This window comes from Novosphingobium gossypii, from assembly GCF_050433305.1.
Taxonomy (GTDB): Bacteria; Pseudomonadota; Alphaproteobacteria; order Sphingomonadales; family Sphingomonadaceae; genus Novosphingobium; species Novosphingobium gossypii.
The window spans coordinates 63,498-85,915 of the sequence record NZ_JBNPXM010000011.1 but is presented as its reverse complement, the minus strand read 5'-3'; the positions used below and the strand labels follow the sequence as shown (position 1 = coordinate 85,915).

Annotated in this window: 27 protein-coding genes; 16 read left to right on the top strand and 11 right to left on the bottom strand. The window is 66.4% G+C overall.

The features are described 5' to 3' along the window. The first annotated feature begins 11 nt into the window (after positions 1–11). Both nudC and GGR40_RS17745 read left to right on the top strand, forming a co-directional pair. Positions 12–896: an NAD(+) diphosphatase gene (nudC, locus tag GGR40_RS17750; RefSeq protein WP_429277584.1), complete on the top strand. Its 885-nt coding sequence runs from the start codon at positions 12–14 to the stop codon at positions 894–896. Positions 897–1,007: 111 nt separating this feature from the next. Then, positions 1,008–1,415, top strand: a complete 408-nt coding sequence (locus GGR40_RS17745; protein WP_429277583.1) for a DUF1801 domain-containing protein — start codon at positions 1,008–1,010, stop codon at positions 1,413–1,415. 4 nt (positions 1,416–1,419) lie between these two features. Here the strand turns inward: GGR40_RS17745 and GGR40_RS17740 are convergent, their stop codons facing one another. Together GGR40_RS17740 and mgtE are read right to left on the bottom strand one after the other, a co-directional pair. After that, positions 1,420–1,815, bottom strand: a complete 396-nt coding sequence (locus GGR40_RS17740) for a DUF1489 family protein (RefSeq protein WP_429277582.1) — start codon at positions 1,813–1,815, stop codon at positions 1,420–1,422. A gap of 63 nt (positions 1,816–1,878) precedes the next feature. Then, positions 1,879–3,285, bottom strand: a complete 1,407-nt coding sequence (gene mgtE / locus GGR40_RS17735; RefSeq protein WP_429277636.1) for a magnesium transporter — start codon at positions 3,283–3,285, stop codon at positions 1,879–1,881. Between the two features lie 246 nt (positions 3,286–3,531). Here mgtE and GGR40_RS17730 point away from each other — a divergent pair, with 246 nt between their 5' ends. From GGR40_RS17730 to GGR40_RS17720, 3 genes are all read left to right on the top strand, one after another. Then, positions 3,532–4,002 (top strand): peptidylprolyl isomerase, encoded by a 471-nt coding sequence (locus GGR40_RS17730; RefSeq protein ID WP_429277581.1) that lies wholly within the window; start codon positions 3,532–3,534, stop codon positions 4,000–4,002. A gap of 259 nt (positions 4,003–4,261) precedes the next feature. Beyond that, the gene (locus GGR40_RS17725; RefSeq protein WP_429277580.1) at positions 4,262–5,305 is read left to right on the top strand and encodes a L,D-transpeptidase family protein; all 1,044 of its coding nucleotides are present in this window, start codon (positions 4,262–4,264) and stop codon (positions 5,303–5,305) included. 121 nt (positions 5,306–5,426) lie between these two features. After that, entirely contained in the window at positions 5,427–5,909 is a 483-nt protein-coding gene (locus GGR40_RS17720) for a hypothetical protein (RefSeq protein ID WP_429277579.1), read from the top strand. 22 nt (positions 5,910–5,931) lie between these two features. On the opposite strand, the gene GGR40_RS17715 is transcribed toward GGR40_RS17720, so the two are convergent. The 7 genes from GGR40_RS17715 to ccmA form a co-directional block, all read right to left on the bottom strand. Further along, positions 5,932–6,135, bottom strand: coding sequence for a hypothetical protein (locus tag GGR40_RS17715; RefSeq protein WP_232491583.1), 204 nt, complete (start codon positions 6,133–6,135; stop codon positions 5,932–5,934). Next, positions 6,135–6,311 (bottom strand): DUF4169 family protein, encoded by a 177-nt coding sequence (locus tag GGR40_RS17710; protein ID WP_429277578.1) that lies wholly within the window; start codon positions 6,309–6,311, stop codon positions 6,135–6,137. Before GGR40_RS17710 ends, GGR40_RS17715 begins: the two co-directional genes overlap by 1 nt. A 52-nt stretch (positions 6,312–6,363) precedes the next feature. Beyond that, a complete protein-coding gene (locus GGR40_RS17705; protein WP_429277577.1) occupies positions 6,364–7,473 on the bottom strand; it encodes an acyltransferase family protein in 1,110 nt (369 codons plus the stop codon). A gap of 166 nt (positions 7,474–7,639) precedes the next feature. Continuing rightward, positions 7,640–9,127 carry a helicase HerA domain-containing protein gene (locus tag GGR40_RS17700; protein ID WP_429277576.1) on the bottom strand — a complete coding sequence of 496 codons (1,488 nt, stop codon included), beginning with the start codon at positions 9,125–9,127 and terminating at the stop codon, positions 7,640–7,642. A gap of 94 nt (positions 9,128–9,221) precedes the next feature. Continuing rightward, entirely contained in the window at positions 9,222–9,668 is a 447-nt protein-coding gene (locus GGR40_RS17695) for a hypothetical protein (protein WP_429277575.1), read from the bottom strand. A gap of 236 nt (positions 9,669–9,904) precedes the next feature. Beyond that, positions 9,905–10,561 carry a heme exporter protein CcmB gene (locus GGR40_RS17690; protein WP_429277574.1) on the bottom strand — a complete coding sequence of 219 codons (657 nt, stop codon included), beginning with the start codon at positions 10,559–10,561 and terminating at the stop codon, positions 9,905–9,907. Continuing rightward, entirely contained in the window at positions 10,558–11,193 is a 636-nt protein-coding gene (gene ccmA / locus GGR40_RS17685) for a heme ABC exporter ATP-binding protein CcmA (RefSeq protein ID WP_429277573.1), read from the bottom strand. Before ccmA ends, GGR40_RS17690 begins: the two co-directional genes overlap by 4 nt. Before the next feature lie 47 nt (positions 11,194–11,240). Between ccmA and GGR40_RS17680 the strand changes: the two genes are divergently transcribed. Next, positions 11,241–11,531 carry a 4a-hydroxytetrahydrobiopterin dehydratase gene (locus GGR40_RS17680; RefSeq protein WP_429277572.1) on the top strand — a complete coding sequence of 97 codons (291 nt, stop codon included), beginning with the start codon at positions 11,241–11,243 and terminating at the stop codon, positions 11,529–11,531. Positions 11,532–11,588: 57 nt separating this feature from the next. Here the strand turns inward: GGR40_RS17680 and GGR40_RS17675 are convergent, their stop codons facing one another. Both GGR40_RS17675 and GGR40_RS17670 read right to left on the bottom strand, forming a co-directional pair. Then, entirely contained in the window at positions 11,589–11,858 is a 270-nt protein-coding gene (locus GGR40_RS17675) for a hypothetical protein (RefSeq protein WP_429277571.1), read from the bottom strand. A gap of 87 nt (positions 11,859–11,945) precedes the next feature. Beyond that, positions 11,946–12,563, bottom strand: a complete 618-nt coding sequence (locus GGR40_RS17670) for a DNA-3-methyladenine glycosylase family protein (protein ID WP_429277570.1) — start codon at positions 12,561–12,563, stop codon at positions 11,946–11,948. A 104-nt stretch (positions 12,564–12,667) separates the two neighbouring features. Between GGR40_RS17670 and GGR40_RS17665 the strand changes: the two genes are divergently transcribed. From GGR40_RS17665 to GGR40_RS17620, 10 genes are all read left to right on the top strand, one after another. Then, entirely contained in the window at positions 12,668–12,985 is a 318-nt protein-coding gene (locus GGR40_RS17665) for a 2Fe-2S iron-sulfur cluster-binding protein (protein WP_429277569.1), read from the top strand. 62 nt (positions 12,986–13,047) lie between these two features. Next, positions 13,048–14,073, top strand: a complete 1,026-nt coding sequence (locus GGR40_RS17660) for a cysteine synthase A (RefSeq protein WP_429277568.1) — start codon at positions 13,048–13,050, stop codon at positions 14,071–14,073. A gap of 40 nt (positions 14,074–14,113) precedes the next feature. Then, complete coding sequence (locus GGR40_RS17655) at positions 14,114–14,497, top strand: hypothetical protein (protein WP_429277567.1); 384 nt, start codon at positions 14,114–14,116, stop codon at positions 14,495–14,497. A gap of 34 nt (positions 14,498–14,531) precedes the next feature. Then, positions 14,532–15,305: a motility-associated ABC transporter substrate-binding family protein gene (locus GGR40_RS17650; RefSeq protein ID WP_429277566.1), complete on the top strand. Its 774-nt coding sequence runs from the start codon at positions 14,532–14,534 to the stop codon at positions 15,303–15,305. Between the two features lie 350 nt (positions 15,306–15,655). Beyond that, positions 15,656–16,162 carry a division/cell wall cluster transcriptional repressor MraZ gene (locus tag GGR40_RS17645; protein ID WP_429277565.1) on the top strand — a complete coding sequence of 169 codons (507 nt, stop codon included), beginning with the start codon at positions 15,656–15,658 and terminating at the stop codon, positions 16,160–16,162. Then, complete coding sequence (gene rsmH, locus GGR40_RS17640) at positions 16,159–17,166, top strand: 16S rRNA (cytosine(1402)-N(4))-methyltransferase RsmH (RefSeq protein WP_429277564.1); 1,008 nt, start codon at positions 16,159–16,161, stop codon at positions 17,164–17,166. Before GGR40_RS17645 ends, rsmH begins: the two co-directional genes overlap by 4 nt. Next, complete coding sequence (locus tag GGR40_RS17635) at positions 17,163–17,708, top strand: hypothetical protein (protein ID WP_429277563.1); 546 nt, start codon at positions 17,163–17,165, stop codon at positions 17,706–17,708. The genes rsmH and GGR40_RS17635 overlap by 4 nt, the downstream gene beginning before the upstream one ends. Then, positions 17,705–19,480 (top strand): peptidoglycan D,D-transpeptidase FtsI family protein, encoded by a 1,776-nt coding sequence (locus GGR40_RS17630; protein ID WP_429277562.1) that lies wholly within the window; start codon positions 17,705–17,707, stop codon positions 19,478–19,480. Before GGR40_RS17635 ends, GGR40_RS17630 begins: the two co-directional genes overlap by 4 nt. Further along, positions 19,477–20,937, top strand: a complete 1,461-nt coding sequence (locus GGR40_RS17625) for a UDP-N-acetylmuramoyl-L-alanyl-D-glutamate--2,6-diaminopimelate ligase (protein ID WP_429277561.1) — start codon at positions 19,477–19,479, stop codon at positions 20,935–20,937. The genes GGR40_RS17630 and GGR40_RS17625 overlap by 4 nt, the downstream gene beginning before the upstream one ends. A 3-nt stretch (positions 20,938–20,940) precedes the next feature. Further along, a complete protein-coding gene (locus GGR40_RS17620; RefSeq protein WP_429277560.1) occupies positions 20,941–22,401 on the top strand; it encodes a UDP-N-acetylmuramoyl-tripeptide--D-alanyl-D-alanine ligase in 1,461 nt (486 codons plus the stop codon). Positions 22,402–22,418 lie beyond the last annotated feature (17 nt).

Here is a 22,418-nt window from a genome sequence, read left to right as displayed (position 1 = left end):
TGCTCGATACCGTGACATCGCCCGCCATCGCGTTCGGCGGCTCCTCCATCGACCGGGCCGACCATGTTCGCGGCAACCCGGACGCCATCGCTGCCCTGATGGGGCCGGGTGCCCGCCTGCTGAAGCTGGACGGGCTGGACCCGGTGATGGGGCCGGAAGGCGGCCTTGTCTGGGGCTCGCTGGCAGAAGCGGACCCGGCGGCGGAACTGCTGTTCCTGGGATTGCAGGACGGAGAAGGACGTTTCGCGCAAGTCCTGCCCGGCATCCCTGCCGCCGGCGCGCCCGGCTGGAACGCCATGAACGCGCTGGAGCCGGGCGAACTGGCGGCTTACGGCGGCGCCCGGTCGCTGGTCAGCTGGCATGCGCGGCACCGTTTCTGCGCGGTCTGCGGTGCGCCCACGACCGTCGCCAAGGGCGGCTGGCAGCGGACCTGCACCGGCTGCGAAACGGACCATTTCCCGCGCGTCGATCCGGTGACGATCATGACGGTGGAACATGACGGCAGGCTGCTGCTGGGCCGCCAGCCGCGCTTTCCCGCAGGTCGCTATTCCGCACTGGCGGGCTTCGTCGAACCGGGCGAGACGGTCGAGGAAGCCGTGGCGCGCGAAGTGTTCGAGGAAGCGGGCGTGCGGGTGCGCGACGTCGAATACGTTGCCAGCCAGCCCTGGCCGTTCCCCTCGTCGCTGATGATCGGCTGCCACGCCTATGCCGACAGTCCGGAAATCGTCATCGATGAGACCGAACTTGAGGACGTGCGCTGGTTCACCCGCGCCCAGTGCATCGATGCGCTGGACGCCGTCGCCGTGGGCGAACAGGGCCGTGCTTTCGGTGCCCCGCCGAAGCACGCCGTGGCCCATGTGCTGCTGCGCTGGTGGGTGGATCGAGAAACAAGTTGATGAAAGGCATGCGGCAGAGGCCTTTTACCAAGGCCGCCGGGGCGAAGATTTCTGTACGTTGCAAAGAGCCGGTGCGAGTATAGCGGCCCGCGCGCATGTAGGAAAACGATCATGACCGAACCCCGTCTGCTGTCGGGCGGCAACCCGCAGATCCCTAAGGGCGATGGCGACGCGCCGGTGCAGGCCTATATCGCCGCGATGCCGGAGTGGAAGCGCCGCGTCGGCGAGCGGATCGACGTCCTTGTGGCCGAAGCCGTTCCGGACGTCCGCAAGGCGGTGAAATGGAACACGCCGTTCTACGGCACCGCGCCGGGCGAGTGGTTCCTCGCCTTCCATTGCGTCACGCGATACGTGAAGGTCACGTTCTTCAAGGGGGCGTTGCTGGACCCGCCGCCGCCGGAAAAGTCCAGTCAGGCCGATGTGCGCTATTTTCACATCCACGAAGACGACGCGTTCGATGAAGCCGCCTTCGTGCGATGGATCGCGCAGGCAAGCGCCTTGCCCGGCACCCGGCTCTAGCGCGCTATACCAGCCCCAGCTTCGCCAGTTCGCGTGCCAGCTTGGGCGGCATCGCGTCGCCCGCCGTCTCGCCTTCGGCCAGATCGCGCGGGGCGTCTTCGTCGGTGAGGTAGCGCCAGCCCTGATGCGCGCGTTTGGGCTTGGTCTGCACGGGGATCAGGCGCGGCTCCAGCCGGATGTGCCAGCGCCCGTCCTCGCGCTGCGAGAAGCCGAGGATGGGCGAACGCCCGATCAGCGCATGCTCGAAGATCCAGTAGAGCGACCCGCCGATCATCTCCGCATGCCGCGTGGGCAGGTAGCGGGTGGTCATCAGCGCCTCTTCCGGGTGGCTTTCCAGCCATGCCCGCAGCGATCCGGGGCTTTCGGCGGAAAAGGCGATCTTGGTCATGTTGAGCGGCATGATATGCAGATAGGGCTTCCGACGGGAGCGTGAAAGGTGCTGCCTGTCGGCAGGCCGCCCGCGTCAAGCCAGCCCGGTCACCACCGCCAGCCCCAGGAACGAGAAGAAGCCCATCGTGTCCGTCGCCGTCGTCACGAACACGGCGGAGGACACCGCCGGGTCGACGTTGAACTTGTCCAGCGTCACCGGCACCAGAATGCCCATCAGACCCGCGACGAGGTTGTTGATCACCATCGCCGATGCGATCACCGCGCCCAGCAGCGGGTTGGAGAAGATCAGCCACGTCCCAAGGCCGATCAGCAGGCCCAGCGCCGCCCCGTTCGCAAGAGCGATGCGGAATTCGCGCAGGATCATGCGCATGGTGTTGGAATCGGTCAGCTGGTTGGTGGCGATGGCGCGCACGGCCACGGCCAGCGTCTGCGTACCGGCATTGCCGCCCATGCCAGATACGATCGGCATCAGCACCGCCAGCAGCGCGAAACGGGTGATCGCGCCCTGGAACAGGCCGACGACCGACGCCGCCAGCATCGCCGTCGCCAGATTGACCACCAGCCACGTCAGGCGCGCGCGCACGGTCAGCAGGATCGGTTCGTTGATGTCGCCGTCGCCTGCACCGGACAGCAGCAGGGCGTCCTCGCCCGCTTCTTCCTGAATGATGTGGACGATGTCGTCGACGGTGATCTGGCCGATCAGACGCCCCGATCCATCCACCACCGCGGCAGAGATCAGCGCGTATTTCTGGAAGCGCAGCGCGACTTCCTCCTGATCCATTTCCGCCGGGATCAGAGTCTGGTCGCGCGCCATGACGTCGTAGAGCGGGATGTTGCGCGGGGTGCGCAGGATCCACGAAAGCGCGCAGGTGCCGATCGGGCGGTGCATCGGATCGACGATGAACACTTCCCAGAACTCGGTCGGCAGTTCGCGATGTTCGCGCAGGAAATCGATGAGATCACCCACCGTCATCGATTCGTGCACCGCGACCAGATCGCGGCTCATCAGACGACCGGCGGATTCCTCGGGGTACGACAGCGCCGACTCGATGGCGGCGCGGTCTTCCGGCTCCATCTCGGCAAGGACGGCCTGCTGGTCCTCCTCGTCGAGATCCTCCAGCATGGCGACGGCGTCGTCGGTGTCGAGCTGTTCGGCAATCTCGGCGACGACGTCGGCGGGCAGCGCCTCGACCAGCGCCTCGCGCACCCAGTCGTTCAGCTCGGCGATGACCTCGGACCCCATGAGGTCGCGGATCGCGTGGGCCAGCGTCAGGCGTTCGCGCTCGTCGAACAGCTCGAAAAGGTCGGCGATGTCGGCGGGGTGCAGCCCTTCGACCAGATCGTAGACCCGGTCGGTGTCTTCCTCGTCCAGCGCGTCTTTGACGCTGCGCACGAATTCGGGCTTGAGGCGGTTGTCCTGGTCCAGCGATTCGGATTCGGGCGCGGAATCGGGACGCGGCGCCTCGTCCGTGTCCTCCATCGGGTCGTGCCTGAATTGCGCTTCGCTCATGCGGGCCGGTCTACGCAGCTATCTTGCAATTGCAACAGGGGGCGCAGCCGGATCGGGCGATTTTAAGCGCTCGATCCGGTCGTTGCCGCCGCACGCCGGGGCAATGGTGCAGATGATCGCAGAAATGCTCCCCCGTGACATTGCCGTGCCATCCCTTATATCGGGCACCAAGCCGACCGGCGCCCGGCAGGGCACCGGCCACAATGGAGACAGGCAATGGCTGACGAATTTCTCACCCTCTCGCTCGACACCGGCAACGGTGAAGGCGGCGACGTCAAGATCAAGCTGCGCCCCGATCTGGCCCCCGGCCACGTCGAGCGGATCAAGGAACTGGCCGGCGAAGGCTTCTACGACGGCGTCAAGTTCCACCGCGTGATCCCCGGCTTCATGGCGCAGGGCGGCTGCCCCAACGGCACCGGCATGGGCGGTTCGGACAAGCCGGACCTCAAGGCCGAATTCAACGCAGAGCCGCACGTTCGCGGCGTGTGCTCGATGGCTCGCACCAGCGCGCCGCACTCGGCCAACAGCCAGTTCTTCATCGTGTTCGACGATGCCACCTTCCTCGACAAGCAGTACACCGTCTGGGGCCAGGTGGTCGAAGGCATGGAACATGTCGACGCGCTGCCCAAGGGCGAACCGCCGCGTGAACCCGGCAAGATCGTCAAGGCGACCGTCAGCGAAGGCTGATCGTTGGTCTGAAATGCGCTGAGGCGCATTTCAGCGGCACCGGCCCACTCCCCCACCCGGCCTCCCACCAGTGTACCCTCGATGGGAGGCCGGGTGGGGGAGTGGGCCGGTGCCGCAAGTTCGGTTTTCAGCCGGACTTCAAACGAAAAGGGCGGTCCTGCGGGGCCGCCCTTTTCGTTTGCGGAGCTTTCGCCGGGCTGGGGCGTTTTCAAGGGCAACAGAACCATAAACGGGGTGCCGCTTGAAACGTCTCGTCCCCTTGAGCCTGTCCTGTTTCGTGCTGCTGGCCTCATGCGGGCCGCAGGGTGAACAGGCGAAGGCTCCCGCAGGCAAAACCGATACCCTGGCGTTCGCCGATGCCCCCGGTGGCGGCGCGACGGAGGCCGCCGACAGCCTGCTGATGCGCGCGCAGGTGGCGCTCGACCGGGCCGGCTTCTCGCCCGGCGTGATCGACGGCAGGGACGGGCAATCGTACAAGCTGGCGCTCGGCGGGTTTCAGCAGGCGCGCGGCCTGCCCCGCACCGGGGAACTCGATCCGGCTACGCAGCAGGCGCTGTTTCATGGCGACAAGGGTACGGCGGCGACGCGGCTGGTGGTGATCCCCGCCGCTTTCGCACGCGGGCCGTTCGTGCCCGGCCTGCCGACCGAGACCGCTGAGCAGGCCGGGCACGATCATCTCGGCTACCGCTCGCTGACCGAGGCGCTGGCCGAGCGGTTCCACACCACGCCCGACACGCTGGTTGCGTTGAACGGGCACGGCACCCGGATCGGTGCGGGCAGCACGGTGCGCGTGCCGGCGATCCCCAACGTGCCGGTGGCAAGGATCGAGGGCGACGAGCGCGGCTGGTCCGACACGCTCCAGCGGCTGGGCGTGGCAGGCGAACAGCCGCGCGCGGAACGGCTTGTCGTCGACAAGTCCGAAGGCACGCTGCAGGCCTTCGACAAGGCGGGCCGCCTGATCGCGCAGTTCCCGGTGACCACCGGCAGCAGCCACGATCCCCTGCCGCTGGGCCACTGGGAGATCAAGGGCACGTCGCGCAACCCGGATTACCGGTATGATCCGGACCTGTTCTGGGACGCCGATCGGGGGGATGAGGCAAAGCGTCTTGCCCCCGGCCCGAATGGCCCTGTCGGTGTGGTGTGGATGGACTTGTCCAAGGAGCATTACGGCATCCACGGCACGCCCGAACCGCAGACGATCGGCCGCAGCGAAAGTCACGGCTGCGTGCGCCTGACCAACTGGGACGCGGCGCGGCTGGCGCAGATGATCCATTCCGGCACCGAAGTGATGTTCCAGGCCTGACGCTGCCGGACGCGGCAAGCCGAGTCCTTAACGGGGCAGGGCGAATGCTCCGCCCTTGTCCCCGAAAGCCCGGGAATCTAGCCGACCTGCATCGTTTTTCGAAGAATGCAGGGAGCCCCCCATGAAGATCCGTCTGCTCGCCCTTGCGTGCATCTGCGCCGGTGCCGCCGCCATCCCGGCCAATGCCGCCACCGTCACCGCCGAGGCCAATGTGGCCCGGTCGGAAGGCAACTGGGGCGGCGAACTGGCCGTCGGTGTGCCGGTGATCCAGGACGGCGGTTTCGCGATCACTCCCGCGGTCGGCGCGTTCTTCCACAAGCGCGACCATGACGGGTACTACGAAGACAACTCGCAGTGCTTCCGCCGTTCGGACGACGAGCAGGTCGGCGACGGACGCTGCGACAGTTCCGGCACGAAAATCTTCGGCAAGGTGGAGGCTACCTACACGCTGCCGATGTCGTTCACGTTCGGCCTGGGCGCGCGCCTGATCGGCAACGACCTGCGCGCCTACGGCACGGCAGCGATGCCGCTGGCACCATTTCTGGACGGCAAGGTGAACGTCGGCGACCACTACGTGGCGGCGGGCGTGCAGGCGAAGTTCTGACGGCGGTGGTCTGACGGTAAGGTCAGCCTTCCAGCAGATCCACGTAAGCCACCACGTCGTTGTCGGTGGCGATGAACAGGCCGTCCTGCACGTCCTCGCTCTGAAGGGAGGCGATGCGCATGGCTTCGGACAGCGGCCCGTAGAACAGCGTGTTCGCGGCGCCGCCTTCGGCACCACCGTCCAGATGGTAGAGGCGCACGCTGGCGTCTTCGTAAGTCGTGCGCATCAGTCTTCCCGTCTGGAACCGTCAAGGTTGCGGTCGATCCGGTCCCGCTCGGCATCGGCAAGGGCCTTTTCCGCCCTGGTGCGGCCATGGCGAAGCCGGTTGCCTTGTGCCTGTGCCTGATCTTCGGCACGGGCCCTGGCCTTGCGGGCCATGCGCAGGTTGATGATGTCGGCCATGCGCGGGCCGTAGCGCGACTTTCGCTGTCGATAAAGGGGAAACGATTTCGCATCAGCTTGTGGCCGGCATCGGCGTGCGGGCGCGTAACCCTTTCCCGTTGACCAGGAATGCCAGGATCGGCTGCGACGCCACCAGCTTGTGGGTCAGGAAGGACAGCAGCAGGGCCGCACTGACGACCGCGGCGAACAGCAGATAATGGTCCTGCCCCGGCCGTGAGAGCAGGACAAAAGCCGCCGCGACGTAGAACAGATGCACGAGATATATGGTGTAGGACGCTTTCGATACCGCCATGACGGACGTAGGCACGCGCAGCACGGAACGGGCATGGATGAAGATGGCGATGGAAAAGCAGGCACCGGCCACTGCCATCGCCAGATGCATGGTCAGCGCGACAAGCGCGTGCGGTATCCCAGCGACATCGATCGCCACGTATGTCGCATCGTCGTAGAGCGCGATGTAGGCAGCCATCGCACAGACCGCGACGATGAACAGCGGTGTCGCCCTGCAGCGCAGCAGGACGCCGTCCTGCGCCAGCAGGTGCCCCAGAAGATAGAAGGGGGTCATAGCGAATATCCGGGACAGCACGTAGAAGTTGGAAAACGCGCCATCCTTGTGTGCGATGGCCGGGAACGCGAAGTAGATGCACTGCATGGCCAGGATCCCGGCAAAGGCCAGGGTAATGGTGCCGCCGATGATGCAGCCGGTGATGGCGGGGGCAGGCAAGTGCTGCGCTTTTTGCACCATATCCGTGATCCACTGCCGCAGGCGCGGTGTCTGGAGCAGTACGGTCAGCAGGCTGAACGCCGTCAGCACCAACAGGAACCACAGATGATCGACTTTGCCCAGCGTGGCGAGCGGATCGCCGTAGTTCACCCAGTCGGTCATGCGCTGGAACGTGGCCATGATGAAGATCAGCGGCACCAGCAGTTGCACCACCCGGCTTCGCAGCCACTGGAAGCGCCCATGCTTGTCGATCGACCGGGCGGCAAGGAAGCCCGCAATCAGAAAGAACGCCTGCATGCGCGCGGTTCGTGAGGTTGACTGAATGACTTCGAAGATCATCGGATCATCGGGAAGCATGCGGATGCGGTTCGCCGCGTGCACCAGTACGCCATAGCAGAGCAGAAACGCTCTCCACGCATCAAGTCCGACGAATCTCATGCCAACTTTGCCCCTGCATCAACGGCAGCACGCTAGCGCAGTATGTTTAGTCCGGCGCATCGGGAATGATCCGTTCTGCAGGGTTCGGCGCGACTGGTGCACAAACTGCATCGATAATGGTGCATTGCAGCAGGCCGGCAGGACCAGCCTTGGCATGTCCCGCCTTTCAGGCTTCGACCGGAGCGGTCGTCACGCCAAGATCGGGCAGGCCGACCGAGCGCTTCCCGGAAAAGTCGGTGCGCACCACGATCAACCCGTCCTTTTCCAGATAGTCCAGCAGGCGCTGCACGCGGCGCGGAGAGTTGGTGCCGTAGATCCGCGCCAGGTCCATGTCGTCAGGGCAGGGCTTGCCGTCGATGGCGGCGCGGGCGATCACGTAGAACGTTGCCAGCGCGTCGTCGGGAACGTGCTTGGACAGGTTTATCAGGTCTTCCCAGCGGGCATCGTCGGGGTCTTCGATCCCGGCCAGCGCGGCGGCGAAGCCCCGGCGGAACATCGTGGCGTCCAGCCCGCGCACGGAAATGCCCTTCATCCGGCAGCGGATGGTGAAGTCCTGGAACAGCGTGGTGGAGGACTGGAACGTGCAGTCCGGCTCCTCGGCCATGGCGTTCATGATCTCGATCATGGCCGCGCGGCTTTCCTCGGCGCCGGGCTCATTGCGTTCGCGTTCACGTTCCCGCTCGCGCGCCTGCGCGGTGGTGGGTTCGAGCAGTTCGGTAGCGGCGATGCGGCGCGCCAGCGTTTCGGCATCGTCCGTGCGGGGCGGGGGGCGGTGGAACTCCGGCCGCTCCGGTTCGACGTGGAGATTTTCGTGCAGCAGTTCGCGCAGCTCATCGGTGCTGGCCGTGGGCAGAGGGGCCAGGCCGGGCGTCACCGATTTGGCGCCGGTCTTCACCGCGCCCACGTTCACCGGAACCGGTCGCCGCGCGATGGCCGGGCCGAGGCCTAGGAACTGACCGCGCGCAAGATCGCGAATCGATTCAGCCTGCCGCCGCTCCATGCCGAGCAGGTCGGCGGCGCGGATCATGTCGATGTCGAGGAAGGTGCGGCCCATCAGGAAATTGCTGGCTTCCGCCGCGACGTTCTTGGCCAGCTTGGCCAGCCGCTGGGTGGCGATGACGCCCGCCAGCCCGCGCTTGCGGCCCCGGCACATCAGGTTTGTCATCGCCGCGAGGCTGACACGGCGGGCCTCCTCGGACACTTCACCGGCGGCAGCGGGGGCGAACATCTGCGCTTCGTCCACCACCACCAGCGCGGGATACCACTGTTCGCGCGGAGCGTCGAACAGTGCGCCCAGGAACTGCGCGGCGCATTTCATCTGCTGGTCGATTTCCAGCTCATCCAGCGCCAGCACGACCGAGGCGCGATGCTGGCGGATACGCGCACCAAGCCGGGCGATCTCAGCCTCTCCATAGGCCGATCCGTCGATCACCACATGGCCGAATTCCTCGGCCAGGCTGACGAAGTCGCCTTCGGGGTCGATGACGATCTGCTGGACGATGGAGGCGCTTTCTTCCAGCAGCCGGCGCAGCAGGTGCGACTTTCCGGACCCGGAATTGCCCTGCACCAGCAGGCGGGTCGCCAGAAGTTCCTTGATGTCGATCTCTACCGACTGGCCGCCGGTGGCGGTGCCGATGACGATGTTCGCGCTCACGCCGTGGCTCCTGCCAAACAGGGGCGGCAACGCGCAAGCCGGGCGGGGGCGTTATCCAGAGGTTGGCGCCGATGATCCGGCGCCGGCGTTCGAATCAATGCCGCGTGTCGGAATTGCCCACAGGCTCGCCCGGAAAGATCCCCGCGACGGCCAGCGCCGCGCCGATCTTCGACAGCGTGTCCAGCATGTCGCCCACGCTTTCCTCCGCCACGACAAGGTCCAGCGTTTCGCGAGTCGCCACCGCGCCGCGATCGCGAAGGGAGGTGATGAGTTCGAGAATCACCGCTTCGTGTTCGGAGACATGACTGCAGCCCATCGGGCAGAACGCCAGCGTATCCAGCGCGTCGCGGTTCAGCAGAACCATGGCGCGGTGGAACGGCTGAAGCCCGCCGATCATCCGCCAGCGCGCGAATGCAGGGGCAAGAAGCTGCGCCGGGCAGCGCTTTTGCGCAATCGCGGTGACCCACGCCCGCATCGACCAGACGAGGAACCGACACCCCTCATCGAGGGTGCTCAGCGGGCGGTCGACGTACTTGTACATGGCGGGTCTCCTTTTTAGGGCTTGCACATGCGAATGATTATCATTAGCCAGTCTTACGCGGCTTGCTCCTCTCGTCAAGCCTGCACCAAGCCCGAAGGAACGCTTGTCATGGGGCGTTCCTTCCATCCTGTGACCTTGGCCGGGGCGGCTCCTTGCCTTGCCCGCCCCGGCCGTCTTTTCTTCACAGCAAATCCCCAGCTTATCCACAGGTCCCCAACAGGCTACCCACCGGTTCGTCAGCCTCTGGCGGCGCGCACGGCTGCTCCGCCTGCGAAAGGCGCTATGGCGATAAGGACCAGGCTGGCGGCCGCCGTCAGCGCAAGGCCGCTGTCGCCGCCGGTGCCAAGGCTTCCCGCACCGAAGATGAGCACGGGTATGGCCATGGGAATAACCAGCAGCCCTGCCAGCGCGGCCCCGCCCCGCAGGCCGGAGGTTAGCGCGGCGACGGTGACGCCCAATGCAGCAAGGCCGGGAGTGCCTGCCAGCAGGCCGATCTCGACAGTCCGCACCGTCCTTCCATCCAGTCCGAGCAGCGCGGCGGCGGGCAGGGCGGCGAGCATCAACGGCGGTCCGAAGCTGAGCCAGTGGGCCGCGACTCGTACCGCGATTACCAGCTCCTCGCTAATGCCGCGCAGGGCCCACTGGTCGAACAGGCCCTGTTCGATGTCCGGTTCCACCAGCCGGTCGAGCGGCAGGATCGCGGCCAGCAGCGCGGCGACCCATATCACTCCGCCGCCGGTCCGGGCCAGCAGCGGCGCGTCCGGTCCCACCGCGAAGGGATAGAGCATCGCCACCGACAGGAAGAACAGCACCGGCAGCAGCGCACCGCCGCCGCGCCCGCCAAGGAGCAGGCGCGCAAGATCGCGGCGTAGCAGGGCTGCAACGCGGCTCATGCGGCGTGCTCCGCCCGATGCTCGGCAAGCGCCAAAGTGCGCAACGCGGGCAGGCGGAACGGCTGGTGCGATGCGATCACGGCAATGCCGCCGCGCGCGCAATGCTGCGCCGTCAGCGCTTCAGCCAGTTCGACGGCGCGGGTGTCGAGGCCGTTGAGCGGCTCGTCCAGCAGCCACACCGGCGCGCCCTGTCCCAGCAGCCGGGCGAAGGCGGCGCGCTTCTTCTGTCCGGTGGAAAGATAGCGCACCGGCACGTCCATGAGGGTTTTCAGCCCCAGAAGCTCGAAATTCTGCCGTTGCAACTGCATGTCGGCGGCCCCGTCCAGCGCGCGCCAGAACGCCAGCGCCTTGCCCAGCGGCAGGGCAGGGTCCAGCGCAGGCCGTTCGTCGAGCAGGCCGATCGCGCCTTCCACTGCGACCGCGCCATGGAACGCGGGCGCAAGCCCGGCCAGGATGCGCAGCAGGCTCGACTTGCCGATGCCGTTGTGCCCCGTCACCTGCAGTGCCTCGCCCGCAGCAAGGTTGAGCGAAAGCCCGGCGAACAGCACCCTGTCGCCGCGCCGGCACGCGAGGTCGGTCACGGCAATGCCGCAACGTGATGGGTCGTGAAGCGTCTGGGATGCCCCTTGCATGGCGTGGAGCGATAGGGGAAACGGCAGTACCTGCCAAGGAGACCGAAATGGCCATATCCCGCCTGACCGAAGCCGAGCGTGACGCCGCGCTGGCCGATCTTCCGCGCTGGACCCTGCGGCCTGACGGTCTGGCGATAGAGACCGAACTGAAGTTCGCCGATTTCAACGAAGCGTTCGGATTCATGACCCGCGTGGCACTTTACGCTGACAAGGCGGATCACCATCCCGAGTGGTTCAACGTCTACAACACCGTGCGAATGACGCTGACCACGCACGACGCCGGGGGCCTCACCGCGCGCGACGTGGCAATGGCGCGCTTCGTGGAAGGGATACTCTAGCGTGCGGTTGGAACCCGCCCCACCGTTGCAGGCGGGGCGGAAAGAGCGCGGCGACCGTCAGCGGCAGACGCGGATGCGGCGATGATGGCGCCATTCCATGCGGCAGCGACGTTCATTGCGCCAGGCATTGCGGCGGCGGGCTTCATGGCGGCCGGGGCGGTGATAGCGGCGGTCGTCGCGGCGCACGCGGTCACGGCGATAGTCGCCCCGGTGCTCGCTGCGTTCCACCCGGTGGCGGCCATCGTAACGCTGTGCGTCCGCCGCGGAAGTCAGGCCGAAACTGCCGGCCATCAGCGCGATCGCGGCGGAAATCTTGAGAAGTCGCATTGGGTTCTCCTTGAATGCTCCGGGGAAACGCGGATGCAGCTTCTTTGCTCCAATATTTCCGAGGCGGCTCACCTCACTCCCGCCGCATTACAGCGCCGGGTTGTTGTAGCAGTGCCAGGTGAAGATCGCCGCTGCCCCCCGGTGCGGGCGCCAGGGTTCGGCAAGGTCGCGGGTCTGCTTTTCGCTGGGACGTTCGGGCAGGCCCAACAGCTTGCCAAGGCCCACCTGCACGGCAAGGTCGCCCGCCGGCCAGATGTCGGGGCGACCTTCGGCGAACAGCAGGTAGATCTCGGCGGACCAGCGACCGATACCCTTGATCCGCACCAGCTGGGCGATGGCTTCCTCGTCGTCTGCGGGCAGGGCGTCGAGATCTAGCGTGCCGGCCACCACCAGTTCGCACAGCGATCGGGCATAGCCCTGCTTCTGGCGCGACAGCCCGCAGGCGCGCAGGGCGTCGAACTCGGCGGCAAGCAGGGCTTCGGGAGCGATCGTCTCGCCCAGCAGAGCCTCCAGCTTGTTCCACACCGATGCGGCGGCGGCGACGCTCACCTGCTGGCCGACGATGGTGCGCAGCAGCGTGGCATAACCGGTGGCGCGTATGCGCGGCTCGGGGTAGCCGGTGCGTTCCAGCGCGCGGGCGATACCGGGCTCCTTCACGGCGATGGCATCCAGGCCAATGCGCAGTTCGTCTGCAGTCAAACCCATGATTTTCGCTACCTTGCCAAAGGGGGACGCAGCCTTTAGCAGCCTGCGTCAAGAGCGCATAGAACCGCGCGCGTGACACAGGGTTTTACAGGGATTCCATCACCATGCCGCAGATCACCGTCATCAACCATTCGGGCGAGGAAAAGAACGTGGACGCGCCTGAGGGCCGCACCCTGATGGAAGTGATCCGCGACGAAGGTTTCGATGAGCTGCTGGCACTGTGCGGGGGTTGCTGCTCCTGCGCCACCTGCCATGTCTTCGTCGACCCCGCCTTTGCCGACAAGCTGCCGCCGATGAGCGAGGACGAGAACGATCTGCTCGACAGCTCCGACCACCGCAGCGAAAATTCGCGTCTTTCCTGCCAGGTTCCGGTGACTGCCGACCTCGATGGCCTTCGCGTCACCATCGCCCCGGACGACTGAATTGTTGAGCGCGCGGTGCAATTTATTTGCACCGCGCGGCTTGGCTTCCTAACTGTCGCGCCATGACCGCGACATTGGCCTCTGCCCCGCAATCCCGTGCTTCCACGCTCGACCTGATCGGCAATACCCCGCTGGTGCTCCTTGAAGGGCCGAGCGAGGCAGCCGGATGCGAGATCTGGGGCAAGTGTGAATTCGCCAATCCCGGCGCCTCGGTGAAGGACCGCGCGGCGCTGTGGATCGTGCGCGACGCAGAGGAAAAGGGGCTGCTGCAGCCCGGCGGCACCATCGTCGAAGGGACGGCAGGCAACACCGGCATCGGGCTGGCGCTGGTCGCCAATGCGCTGGGCTACAAAACGGTGATCGTCATGCCCGAGACGCAATCGCGCGAAAAGATGGACACGCTGCGCGCGCTGGGGGCCGAACTGGTGCTGGTGCCTGCCGCACCGTTCTCCAACCCCGGCCACTTCGTCCACACCTCGCGCCGGCTGGCCGAGGAGACGGAGGGCGCGATCTGGGCCAACCAGTTCGACAACATCGCCAACCGCAAGGCACACATCGAATCGACCGCGCCGGAAATCTGGGAACAGATGGGCGGCCGGATCGATGGGTTCACCTGCGCGGCGGGCACCGGCGGCACCATTGCCGGGACCGGCATGGGGCTGAAGGCCTTCGACGAGAACATCGTCGTTGCGCTGACCGACCCGCACGGCGCGGCGCTTTACAACTATTATGCCAACGGCGAACTGAAGGCCGAGGGCAATTCAGTGGCCGAGGGCATCGGGCAGGGCCGCATCACCGCCAACCTCGAAGGCGCGCCGATCGACACCCAGTACCGCATCTCGGACGAGGAGGGCCTGGAATGGGTCCGCCGTCTGCTGAGCGAGGAAGGGCTGTGCCTGGGGCTGTCGTCTGGCATCAACGTGGCGGGCGCGGTGGCACTGGGCCGCAAGCTGGTGGAGGAAGGCCGCGAAGACCCGCGCGTCGCCACGATCCTGTGCGACACGGGTTTCCGCTATCTCTCCTCGCTTTACAATTCCGAGTGGCTGGAAGCCAGAAATCTGCCGGTCTTCCCTTGGCTGGCGGTGTAATGTAAACCCGCCTTCGAACGGCAGGTGTCCTCACGCCTATATGATAGAGTCGCATTCCATTCTCGAACCTTTGAAGACGGCGCAGCATTTCGCGCCGCCATCCGCGCGCGAACTGCGTTCCCAGGCGGTCTATCGCCTGCAGATCGGCCTGTTCGGCCTTTGCGCGATGCTGCTGATCGTCGGCCTCGCCAACGTGATTCGCGACCGCATCCGGTTGACCGATTCGGTCGATCCGATTCAGGAAGTGGTCGCTGTCGACGCTAAGCCGACCAAGACCGCCAGCGATCCGCTTGCCGACATCGGCGTCGTCCCCGCCGCAGATCCCAGCCCGGCGCCGACGCCTGCGGCCACGCCTACCGCTTCGGCCCTGCCGGTGCCGGGCATGGAGACGACTGGCGATCCCGCAGCGCAGACCGCGCCCTGATCCTCGCATTTGCGCCGCAGCCGGTAAGGGTCTGATGGCCATGCGCCGTGCACCGTTGCTCATGCTTTGCCTCCTGCTCGCCGCGTGCGGGCAGGGAAGCGCGGTTTCGCCTGAGCCGAAGCGGCAGGGCGGCGGAACCATCGGGCTCTATTCCAGCCTGCCCATTGCCTGGCACGAAAGCGATGACATCAAGGGCTTTCTGGCGGACGATCAACCGCCGCACTGGGCGCTGGAAACGCTGGGTGCCCGGGGGCGCGTGGTTCTGCTCGATACGCTTGCCGATCCCCAAGGCGCATTGCCCCTAACTGCCGCCGGCACCCTTGTGCTGGCACAGCCGCGCCCGCTGACGGCGCAGGAGAACGTCGCGCTGGACGCATGGGTGCGGGGCGGGGGTCGGGTGCTGCTGTTCGTCGATGCCATGCTGACCGGCCATTCCCTGTTCGCCCCCGGCGATCCCCGGCGCCCGCAGGATGTCGCCATGCTCTCGCCCATCCTCTCGCGATGGGGGCTGGAACTGACGTTCGACGATGGCCAGGAGGCCGGGGAGCGGATGGCTGGCCCCATTCCGGTGAACTTGCCGGGCATTCTGCGCCCGCTGGGGAAATCCGGGGGCGCTTCGGGGAAAGCCGGGGATGTAGTCGCCCAATGCCGAATCGAGGTGCAGGGGCTGGTGGCCGACTGCCTATCCGGCAAAGGGCGTATCGTTGCGGTAGCCGATGCCGCGCTGCTTGAAAATCCGCCGGAATCCTCGGCTCTGGAGGCAAGGCAGGCCGCGCTGGCCAGACTTCTCGACCGACTGGCGCGATAACGCTGCGTTGAAATTTTCGGGGACGCTCGCCAGATTTTGGGGAAGGCGCGGGAAAGCCGTGACTTCCGACAAATTCCTTGATTCACAAAGGGAATCTGCGATCTCGGTGTCAGATATAGTTAGGGTATCCAGCCACAACTTACCGCAAATCCCGCATTTCGGCGTAAAAGTGCCCATTCATCCCCACATTTCCCTTTAATCCCCGCTCTTCCCGTTATAGAACCTTGTTCAATCGGAAAGGGCGAATCCTGCCGTGCTCCTTCAGGGTGCGGATCCCGGCGCATGTGCGTCGCCGGGCGTAGGGTTCTTCGTGTTCCGAGACGGCAACATTGGGGCGATTTCGGACAGTCATGGCGGGGCAGCCATACATCTACAGCGGACCGGGCTTCTCGCTTCTGCGCGACAAGAACCGCTTCGTGCTGCCCAAGGAGCTTCGCTCGCCGGTCCGTGATTCCAGCGGCAAGGACGTGCTGTGCCTTGCCAAGCACGCCGAATGGAAATGCCTCGTCGGTTTCGGCCTTTCGCGCATGGACGATTTCGAGGAACAGCTCGATGCCGAACAGGCCCGCGCCGACACCGCCGGCAAGCCGTTCAACCGCGACAGCCGCGCGATGCAGCTCTACAACTTCCAGCAGGTGCCGTTCGACGGCAGCGGCCGCTTCACCATGCCCGAAGCGCTGGCTGGCCTTGCCGCCGTTGGCGACCAGCTGTTCTTCCAGGGCATCGGTCGTGGCGGCATCCTGATCTGGAACCCCGAAGAACTCTACAAGCACGCCGACGACCCCGCGTTCGAGGCCGTAATCGCCACCTGCCGTTCGCTGCAGGAAGCGGAAACCGCGAAGGCGAAGAAGTCGTGAGCAGTCCTGACCAGCCCCACATTCCCGTGCTCCTTGAGGAGGTGGTCGCCGCCCTGAACCCCCGGGGCGGCGACCTCATCGTCGATGCGACGCTGGGTGCCGGCGGTTACACCCGCCGCCTGCTCGATGCGGGCGCGACGGTGCATGCGTTCGACCGCGATCCCGATGCGATTGCGGCGGTGCAAAACAATCCGGGGAAATGGCCTGAACTGGCCATGAATCCGCCCCGTCTCGTGTTGCACCCGCGCCGCTTCTCCGAAATGGTCGAAGGTCTTGGAGATGCGGGGATCGACAAGGTTGACGGCGTGGTGATGGACATCGGCGTCTCATCGATGCAGTTGGATCAGGCTGAGCGAGGCTTCGCTTTCGGCGCCGATGGCCCGTTGGACATGCGCATGAGCCAGGATGGCCTTTCCGCCGCCGACTTCGTGAACGAAGCGGACGAGGCGGAAATCGCCGACGTGCTCTACCTCTATGGCGAGGAGCGCCAGTCGCGCCGGCTGGCCCGCGCCATCGTGGGTGCCCGTCCGCTGCAGACCACCGGCGACCTTGCCCGCGTGGTGCGCAAGGCGCTGGGCTACAACCCGGCCTACAAGGGCAACAATGCGCCCAAGGATCCGGCGATCCGCACGTTTCAGGCCATCCGCATCCACGTCAACGGTGAACTGGACGAACTGGACGCGGCGCTTCAGGCGTCGGAAACGCTGCTGCGCGAAGGCGGGCGGCTGGCGGTGGTGACGTTCCACAGCCTTGAAGACCGCAAGGTGAAGCGGTTTCTGCGCGATGCCAGCAGCGCAGGCCAGACCACGTCGCGCCACCTGCCGCAGACGGCCTCTGCGCCCGCGCCCTTCGCGCAGGTGTCCAAGGGCGTGCGTCCCGGCGAAGCGGAGCTGGAAGTGAACCCGCGATCGCGCTCGGCAACGCTGCGCAGTGCCGTCCGCACCGACAGCCCCTCAAGATCCCCCGAGCCTTATGGCGCCCCCGGCCGAAGGAAAGTCGCATGAACCTCACCAGTGATCGCATCCGGTCGATCGGCTGGGTCTCCGTCCTCGTGGTCTGTTTCGCGGGCACCGTGGGGCTTACGCTGCGCGTGAACGCGGTGAAGAGCCAGGTGCACGATACCGAGAAGAAAATCGTCTGGGTAAAGCGCGACATCGATTTCCTGCAGACCGAATTCCAGACCCGCTCCAACCAGCAGGCGCTGCGCGACCTCAATGACCTGGAGTTCGGTTACAAGGCACCGACAGCGGGGCAATACATCGAAGGCGAGCGTCAGCTGGCCGCGCTGGGCGTTCCGGCGGGACCAGGCGCGCCTGCGCCGATCCGCTACGCCAATGCCGAAGTGCCGGGCGAAGGTTCTGATCAGGGTGGGTCGCTGTTAGCCATGGTATCGCCGGTCGCGGGGGCGACGGCGGCTGCCATTGCCGAAGCGCCCAAGGCACGCTCCGAATCCCGCGATCCCGAGCGTGAGGCCATCGCCCGCGATGCGGCCGCGCTGGGCAAGCGGCTGGCCCGCATCGAAGTTGCGGAGGCTGCCCAGCAGTGAACGCCCCGGCGTTTCCCCTGGGGACGATCCCCACCACCGTCTCGGTCGGTCGCCGCCGGCTGGTGAACGTGCGCCAGCGCTCGCTGCTGGTGGCGAAGGCGCGCATGTTGTGGATTCTGGGCGTCTTCATGCTGGTGACGGTGCTGGCGCTGTTCCGCATCATCTATCTGGGCTTTACCGGCGCCACCCCGCACCAGGGCGATCTGGCCGATATGCTGATCCCGGCGCGCGGCGACATCGTCGATCGCAACGGCGTGCCGCTGGCGCGCGATTTTCGCGTCTATTCACTCTGGTTCAACCCCAAGGCGATGACCGAGGGGTCGGCTCTGATCCACACCCCCGAGGAAGTGGCGAACGGCCTGCTGCGCATCTTCCCAGACCTTGACCGGGACGAAATCGTGGCCAAGCTGCGCGCGGGCAAGCCTGCCTATCTGCGCAAGTCGCTGCTGCCCGAAGACGCCAACAAGGTCCACGCACTCGGCGAACCGGCGCTGGAATTTCCTCTGGAGGCGACGCGCTTCTACCCGCAGGGGTCGATGGCGGCGCACGTCCTTGGCTATGTCGACAGCTACGGCAAGGGCAAGGTCGGCATGGAGGAGGCCTTCAACGACCAGCTGATCAGCGCTGAAGGCCGCACCGGCCACGCCACGCTGTCCATCGATTTTCGCGTGCAGAGCGCGCTTGAGGACGAACTGGCGCGCGCCATGCAGCTCAGCGCGGCGAAGGGCGCGGCGGGCGTCGTGCTCGACGTCGACAGCGGCGAGATCCTCGCGCTGGCATCGCTGCCCTCGTTCGACCCCAACCACGTCAAGCCGACCGACATGGTCATTTCCGCCGAAGAGGCGAAGAATGGCGACGTGCCGCACGGCTTCAACCGCGTGACGAACCAGGTCTACGAACTGGGCTCGACGTTCAAGCCGATCACCGTGGCCGCCGCGCTGGACGCAGGCGTGGTGACCGATCTTGGCAAGCAGTGGCCCGCGACGCCGCTTCACGTCGGTCGCTTCACCATCCACGATCTGCACAACTACGGCGCGTCGCTGAACGTGCCGGAAACGCTGATCCATTCGTCAAATACCGTGACCGCGCGCATCGCCGATGAACTGGGCGGCGTGCGGATGAAGAAGACGATGGAAGCGCTGGGCATGAACCAGCGGCCTTATGTGGAACTGCCGGCGCGCGGCTTCCCGATCTGGCCGCGCGGGGAATGGCCGCGTCTGCGCACGATGACCGTCGCCTATGGCCACGGCATTGCCGTTACGCCGCTGCATCTGGCCTCTGCCTATGCCGCGCTGGTCAACGGCGGCGTATGGCGCCCGGCGACGCTGAAGAAGCTGGCGCCTGCCGATGTGCCCGAAGGACGCCGCGTGTTCACCGCCGCCACCAGCGCACGGATGCGCCAGCTGCTGCGCATGATCGTGCAGTACGGCACCGGCCGCAAGGCGGATGCGCCCGGCTTCCGCGTTGGCGGCAAGACCGGTTCGGCGGAAAAGCCGGGCGCCGGCGGCTATCGCCACCACTCGCTGATCGCCACGTTCGCCTCGGCGTTTCCGATGGACAAGCCGCGCTACGTCGTCATCGCCATGATGGACGAGCCGCAGGGCACCGCTGCCACTTCGTACCAGCGCACCGCCGCGTGGAATGCCGCTCCGGTGATCCAGCGCGTGGTGCCGCGCATCGGGCCACTGCTGGGCGTCATGCCCGACGAAACCCGCGATATCGACACGACCGATCTGCGCCCGCTGGTGCCGCAGGGGAGCATGGAAGAATGAAGCTGTCCGCCCTCGTCGCCGCTGCCGGCCTTTCTGCTGTAGAGAGCGACGCGAACGTCACCGGCTTTGCCATCGACAACCGCAAAGTCGCGCCGGGCACCGTCTTCGGCGCGTTTCGCGGCACGAAGTTCAATGGTGAGGACTTCATCGCCGCCGCCATCGAGGCAGGCGCGGTGGCCGTTGTCGCCCATCCCGATGCGCGGGTGGAGGGGGCGATCCACTTCGCCGATGCAGAGCCGCGCCGCCTGTTCGCGCGGCTGGCTGCGCCGTTCTTTGCGCCCGTGCCCGACACGCTGGTCGCGGTGACCGGCACCAACGGCAAGACCTCCACCGTGGAACTCACCCGGCAGCTGTGGCGCATGGCGGGCGAGCGTGCGGCCTCGATCGGCACGCTGGGCGTGACGACGGGCGACGAAACCGTCTCCACCGGCCTGACCACGCCCGACATCGCGACTTTCCTTGCCAACCTTTCGGGACTGGCGCGCGAGGGCGTCACCCATGTCGCCTATGAGGCATCCAGCCACGGCCTTTCGCAATTCCGCATCGAAGGGCCGCGGGTCGCCGCAGGGGCGTTCACCAACCTCAGCCGCGATCACCTCGATTACCATGCGACGATGGAAGACTACTTCGCCGCTAAGATGCGTCTTTTCGACGAAGTCGTGGTTGACGGCGGCACAGCGGTCGTCTGGGCGGACGACGTGTGGTCCGACAAGGCAATAGACCATGCCCATGCGCGGGGCCTGAACCCCTTTACCGTCGGCCAGAAGGGTGATGCGATCCGTCTTCTCAGCCGCACGCCCACCGGCCTTGGCCAGACGCTGGAGATCGAGCATAAGGGCAAGACCCGCAAGATCGACCTGCCGCTGATCGGTGCCTATCAGGCCGCGAACGCGCTGGTGGCTGCAGGGCTGGTCATAGCGACCGGGGGCGATGCGAACGCCACGTTCGATGCGATGAAGCGCCTCGTCACCGTGCGTGGCCGGATCGAACGGGCCGGGCTGAACCCGCGCGGTGCGCCGGTCTACGTCGATTATGCGCATACACCCGATGCGCTGGAAGCGGCCATCGCAGCGCTCCGCTCGCATGTGACGGGCAGGCTCATCGTGGTGTTCGGCGCAGGCGGCGATCGCGATCAGGGCAAGCGTCCGGAAATGGGCAAAGTGGCGAGCGCGGGGGCAGACCTCGCCATCGTCACCGACGACAATCCGCGCGGGGAAGCCCCGGCGGCAATCCGGCAGATGATACTCGCCGGAATGCAGCCGGGTGCGCGGGAAGTGGGCGACAGGCGCGAGGCTATCGGCCTTGCCATCGCCGAAGCCGGGGCCGGGGACGTCGTCCTCATCGCCGGCAAGGGGCACGAACAGGGGCAGATCATCGGCAGCGGGGACAATGTCCGCGTCCTGCCATTCGACGATGTCACCGTGGCCAGGGAAATGGCCGGTTCACTGGGAAGGTAGGATATGAACGCCATCACCCGGATCCTCGACTGGCCCGCCGCGCCGCTGGAGGACAACCCGCTGGTCCTGTGGGATGCCGACGCGATTGCGCGCGCGGTGAAGGGAGTGGCCAACAGCGACTTCGCGGTGTCCGGGGTCGAGATCGACAGTCGCGACGTGCAGCCCGGCGACCTGTTCTTCGCCCTCAAGGGAGAGGCAATGGACGGCCACCGCTTCGTGGAAGCCGCCTTTGCCAAAGGTGCCGCAGCGGTGGTGGTGGACCGCCCGGTCGATGGCCCGCACATCCTTGTCGACGATACCATGGCCGCGCTCGAACGGCTGGGCGCCGCCGCCCGCCTTCGCGCGCGCGGACCGATCATCGGCGTCACCGGGTCCGTCGGCAAGACTGGCGTGAAGGAAATGATCTTCGCCGCGCTGGACCGCTCCAGCCGGGGTGACGCGCACCGGTCGGTGAAGAGCTACAACAACCACGTCGGCGTGCCGCTCAGCCTGGCGCGGATGCCGGGCCGGGCGCGCTACGGCATTTTCGAGATGGGCATGAACCACGCGGGAGAGATCGCCGCGCTGACCCGGCAGGTGCGCCCCAACGTCGCGCTCATCACCACGATCGCGCCCGCGCATATCGAGATGCTCGGCTCCGAAGAAGCCATTGCCGACGCCAAGGCCGAAATCTTCGAGGGGCTGGAGGCCGGCGGCACTGCCGTCATCCCCGCCGACAGCCCGCACTTCCTGCGCCTGCGCGATGCCGCGCTGGCGCTTGGCGCCAAAGTCGTGTCCTTCGGCAAGGCGGCGGACGCCGACGTGCGCCTTTTGGATGCGGTGCCCGCGATCGGCGGCGGCTCGCTCGTCACCATCGACATGGGCGACCGGCGCGTGTGCTACACCGTGGCCGCGCCCGGAGAGCATCAGGCGATCAACTCGCTGGCGGTCATGGCCGCCGTGCGCGCGGTGAAGGGCGACCTTGGCGCCGCGGGCGTAGCGCTGGCCGAAATGGGCGGCCTTGCCGGTCGCGGCGCGCGCATGGAGATCGAAGTGGCGGGCGGAGATCGCGCGCTGCTGATCGACGAAAGCTACAACGCCAATCCCGCATCCATGCGCGCCACTCTGGCGCAACTGGGGCGCACTCCCGCCAACCGCCGCATCGCCGTTCTCGGCTCGATGAAGGAACTGGGCAGCCATGGCCCGGACTATCACTCCGGTCTAGCCGTCCCCATCCGCGAGGCGGGTGTCGACTACGCGATTCTGGTGGGTGAAGAGATGGGTGCTTTGGCGGCAGAACTGGGGAAATCCGGGGCTCCCGGCCTTGGCAAACCGGTGGCATTCGCTCATTGCGCAAGTGTGCAGGAAGCTGTCGAAACCTTGCGCGCGTTCGGGCTGGAACGGGATGACGCCATCCTGGTCAAGGGGTCCAATTCGGTGGGTCTGGCAGCACTCGTAACGGCGCTCGGCAAGACGGAAGGGTAGGGGCGAAAGCCCGCAAG

Bases quoted from the DNA above. Each gene is read 5' to 3' on its own strand.
- GGR40_RS17670 (WP_429277570.1), bottom strand. From the start codon at position 12,563: ATGGGTTTGACTGCAGACGAACTGCGCATTGGCCTGGATGCCATCGCC.
- GGR40_RS17655 (WP_429277567.1), top strand. From the start codon at position 14,114: ATGATAGAGTCGCATTCCATTCTCGAACCTTTGAAGACGGCGCAGCAT.
- GGR40_RS17740 (WP_429277582.1), bottom strand. From the start codon at position 1,815: ATGCCGCTCAACATGACCAAGATCGCCTTTTCCGCCGAAAGCCCCGGA.
- GGR40_RS17720 (WP_429277579.1), top strand. From the start codon at position 5,427: ATGAAGATCCGTCTGCTCGCCCTTGCGTGCATCTGCGCCGGTGCCGCC.
- GGR40_RS17710 (WP_429277578.1), bottom strand. From the start codon at position 6,311: ATGGCCGACATCATCAACCTGCGCATGGCCCGCAAGGCCAGGGCCCGT.
- GGR40_RS17730 (WP_429277581.1), top strand. From the start codon at position 3,532: ATGGCTGACGAATTTCTCACCCTCTCGCTCGACACCGGCAACGGTGAA.
- GGR40_RS17660 (WP_429277568.1), top strand. From the start codon at position 13,048: ATGACCGCGACATTGGCCTCTGCCCCGCAATCCCGTGCTTCCACGCTC.
- GGR40_RS17650 (WP_429277566.1), top strand. From the start codon at position 14,532: ATGGCCATGCGCCGTGCACCGTTGCTCATGCTTTGCCTCCTGCTCGCC.
- GGR40_RS17625 (WP_429277561.1), top strand. From the start codon at position 19,477: ATGAAGCTGTCCGCCCTCGTCGCCGCTGCCGGCCTTTCTGCTGTAGAG.
- GGR40_RS17675 (WP_429277571.1), bottom strand. From the start codon at position 11,858: ATGCGACTTCTCAAGATTTCCGCCGCGATCGCGCTGATGGCCGGCAGT.
- GGR40_RS17715 (WP_232491583.1), bottom strand. From the start codon at position 6,135: ATGCGCACGACTTACGAAGACGCCAGCGTGCGCCTCTACCATCTGGAC.
- GGR40_RS17665 (WP_429277569.1), top strand. From the start codon at position 12,668: ATGCCGCAGATCACCGTCATCAACCATTCGGGCGAGGAAAAGAACGTG.
- GGR40_RS17695 (WP_429277575.1), bottom strand. From the start codon at position 9,668: ATGTACAAGTACGTCGACCGCCCGCTGAGCACCCTCGATGAGGGGTGT.
- GGR40_RS17705 (WP_429277577.1), bottom strand. From the start codon at position 7,473: ATGAGATTCGTCGGACTTGATGCGTGGAGAGCGTTTCTGCTCTGCTAT.
- GGR40_RS17680 (WP_429277572.1), top strand. From the start codon at position 11,241: ATGGCCATATCCCGCCTGACCGAAGCCGAGCGTGACGCCGCGCTGGCC.
- GGR40_RS17635 (WP_429277563.1), top strand. From the start codon at position 17,163: ATGAACCTCACCAGTGATCGCATCCGGTCGATCGGCTGGGTCTCCGTC.
- ccmA (WP_429277573.1), bottom strand. From the start codon at position 11,193: ATGCAAGGGGCATCCCAGACGCTTCACGACCCATCACGTTGCGGCATT.
- GGR40_RS17745 (WP_429277583.1), top strand. From the start codon at position 1,008: ATGACCGAACCCCGTCTGCTGTCGGGCGGCAACCCGCAGATCCCTAAG.
- GGR40_RS17645 (WP_429277565.1), top strand. From the start codon at position 15,656: ATGGCGGGGCAGCCATACATCTACAGCGGACCGGGCTTCTCGCTTCTG.
- GGR40_RS17620 (WP_429277560.1), top strand. From the start codon at position 20,941: ATGAACGCCATCACCCGGATCCTCGACTGGCCCGCCGCGCCGCTGGAG.
- mgtE (WP_429277636.1), bottom strand. From the start codon at position 3,285: ATGGAGGACACGGACGAGGCGCCGCGTCCCGATTCCGCGCCCGAATCC.
- GGR40_RS17690 (WP_429277574.1), bottom strand. From the start codon at position 10,561: ATGAGCCGCGTTGCAGCCCTGCTACGCCGCGATCTTGCGCGCCTGCTC.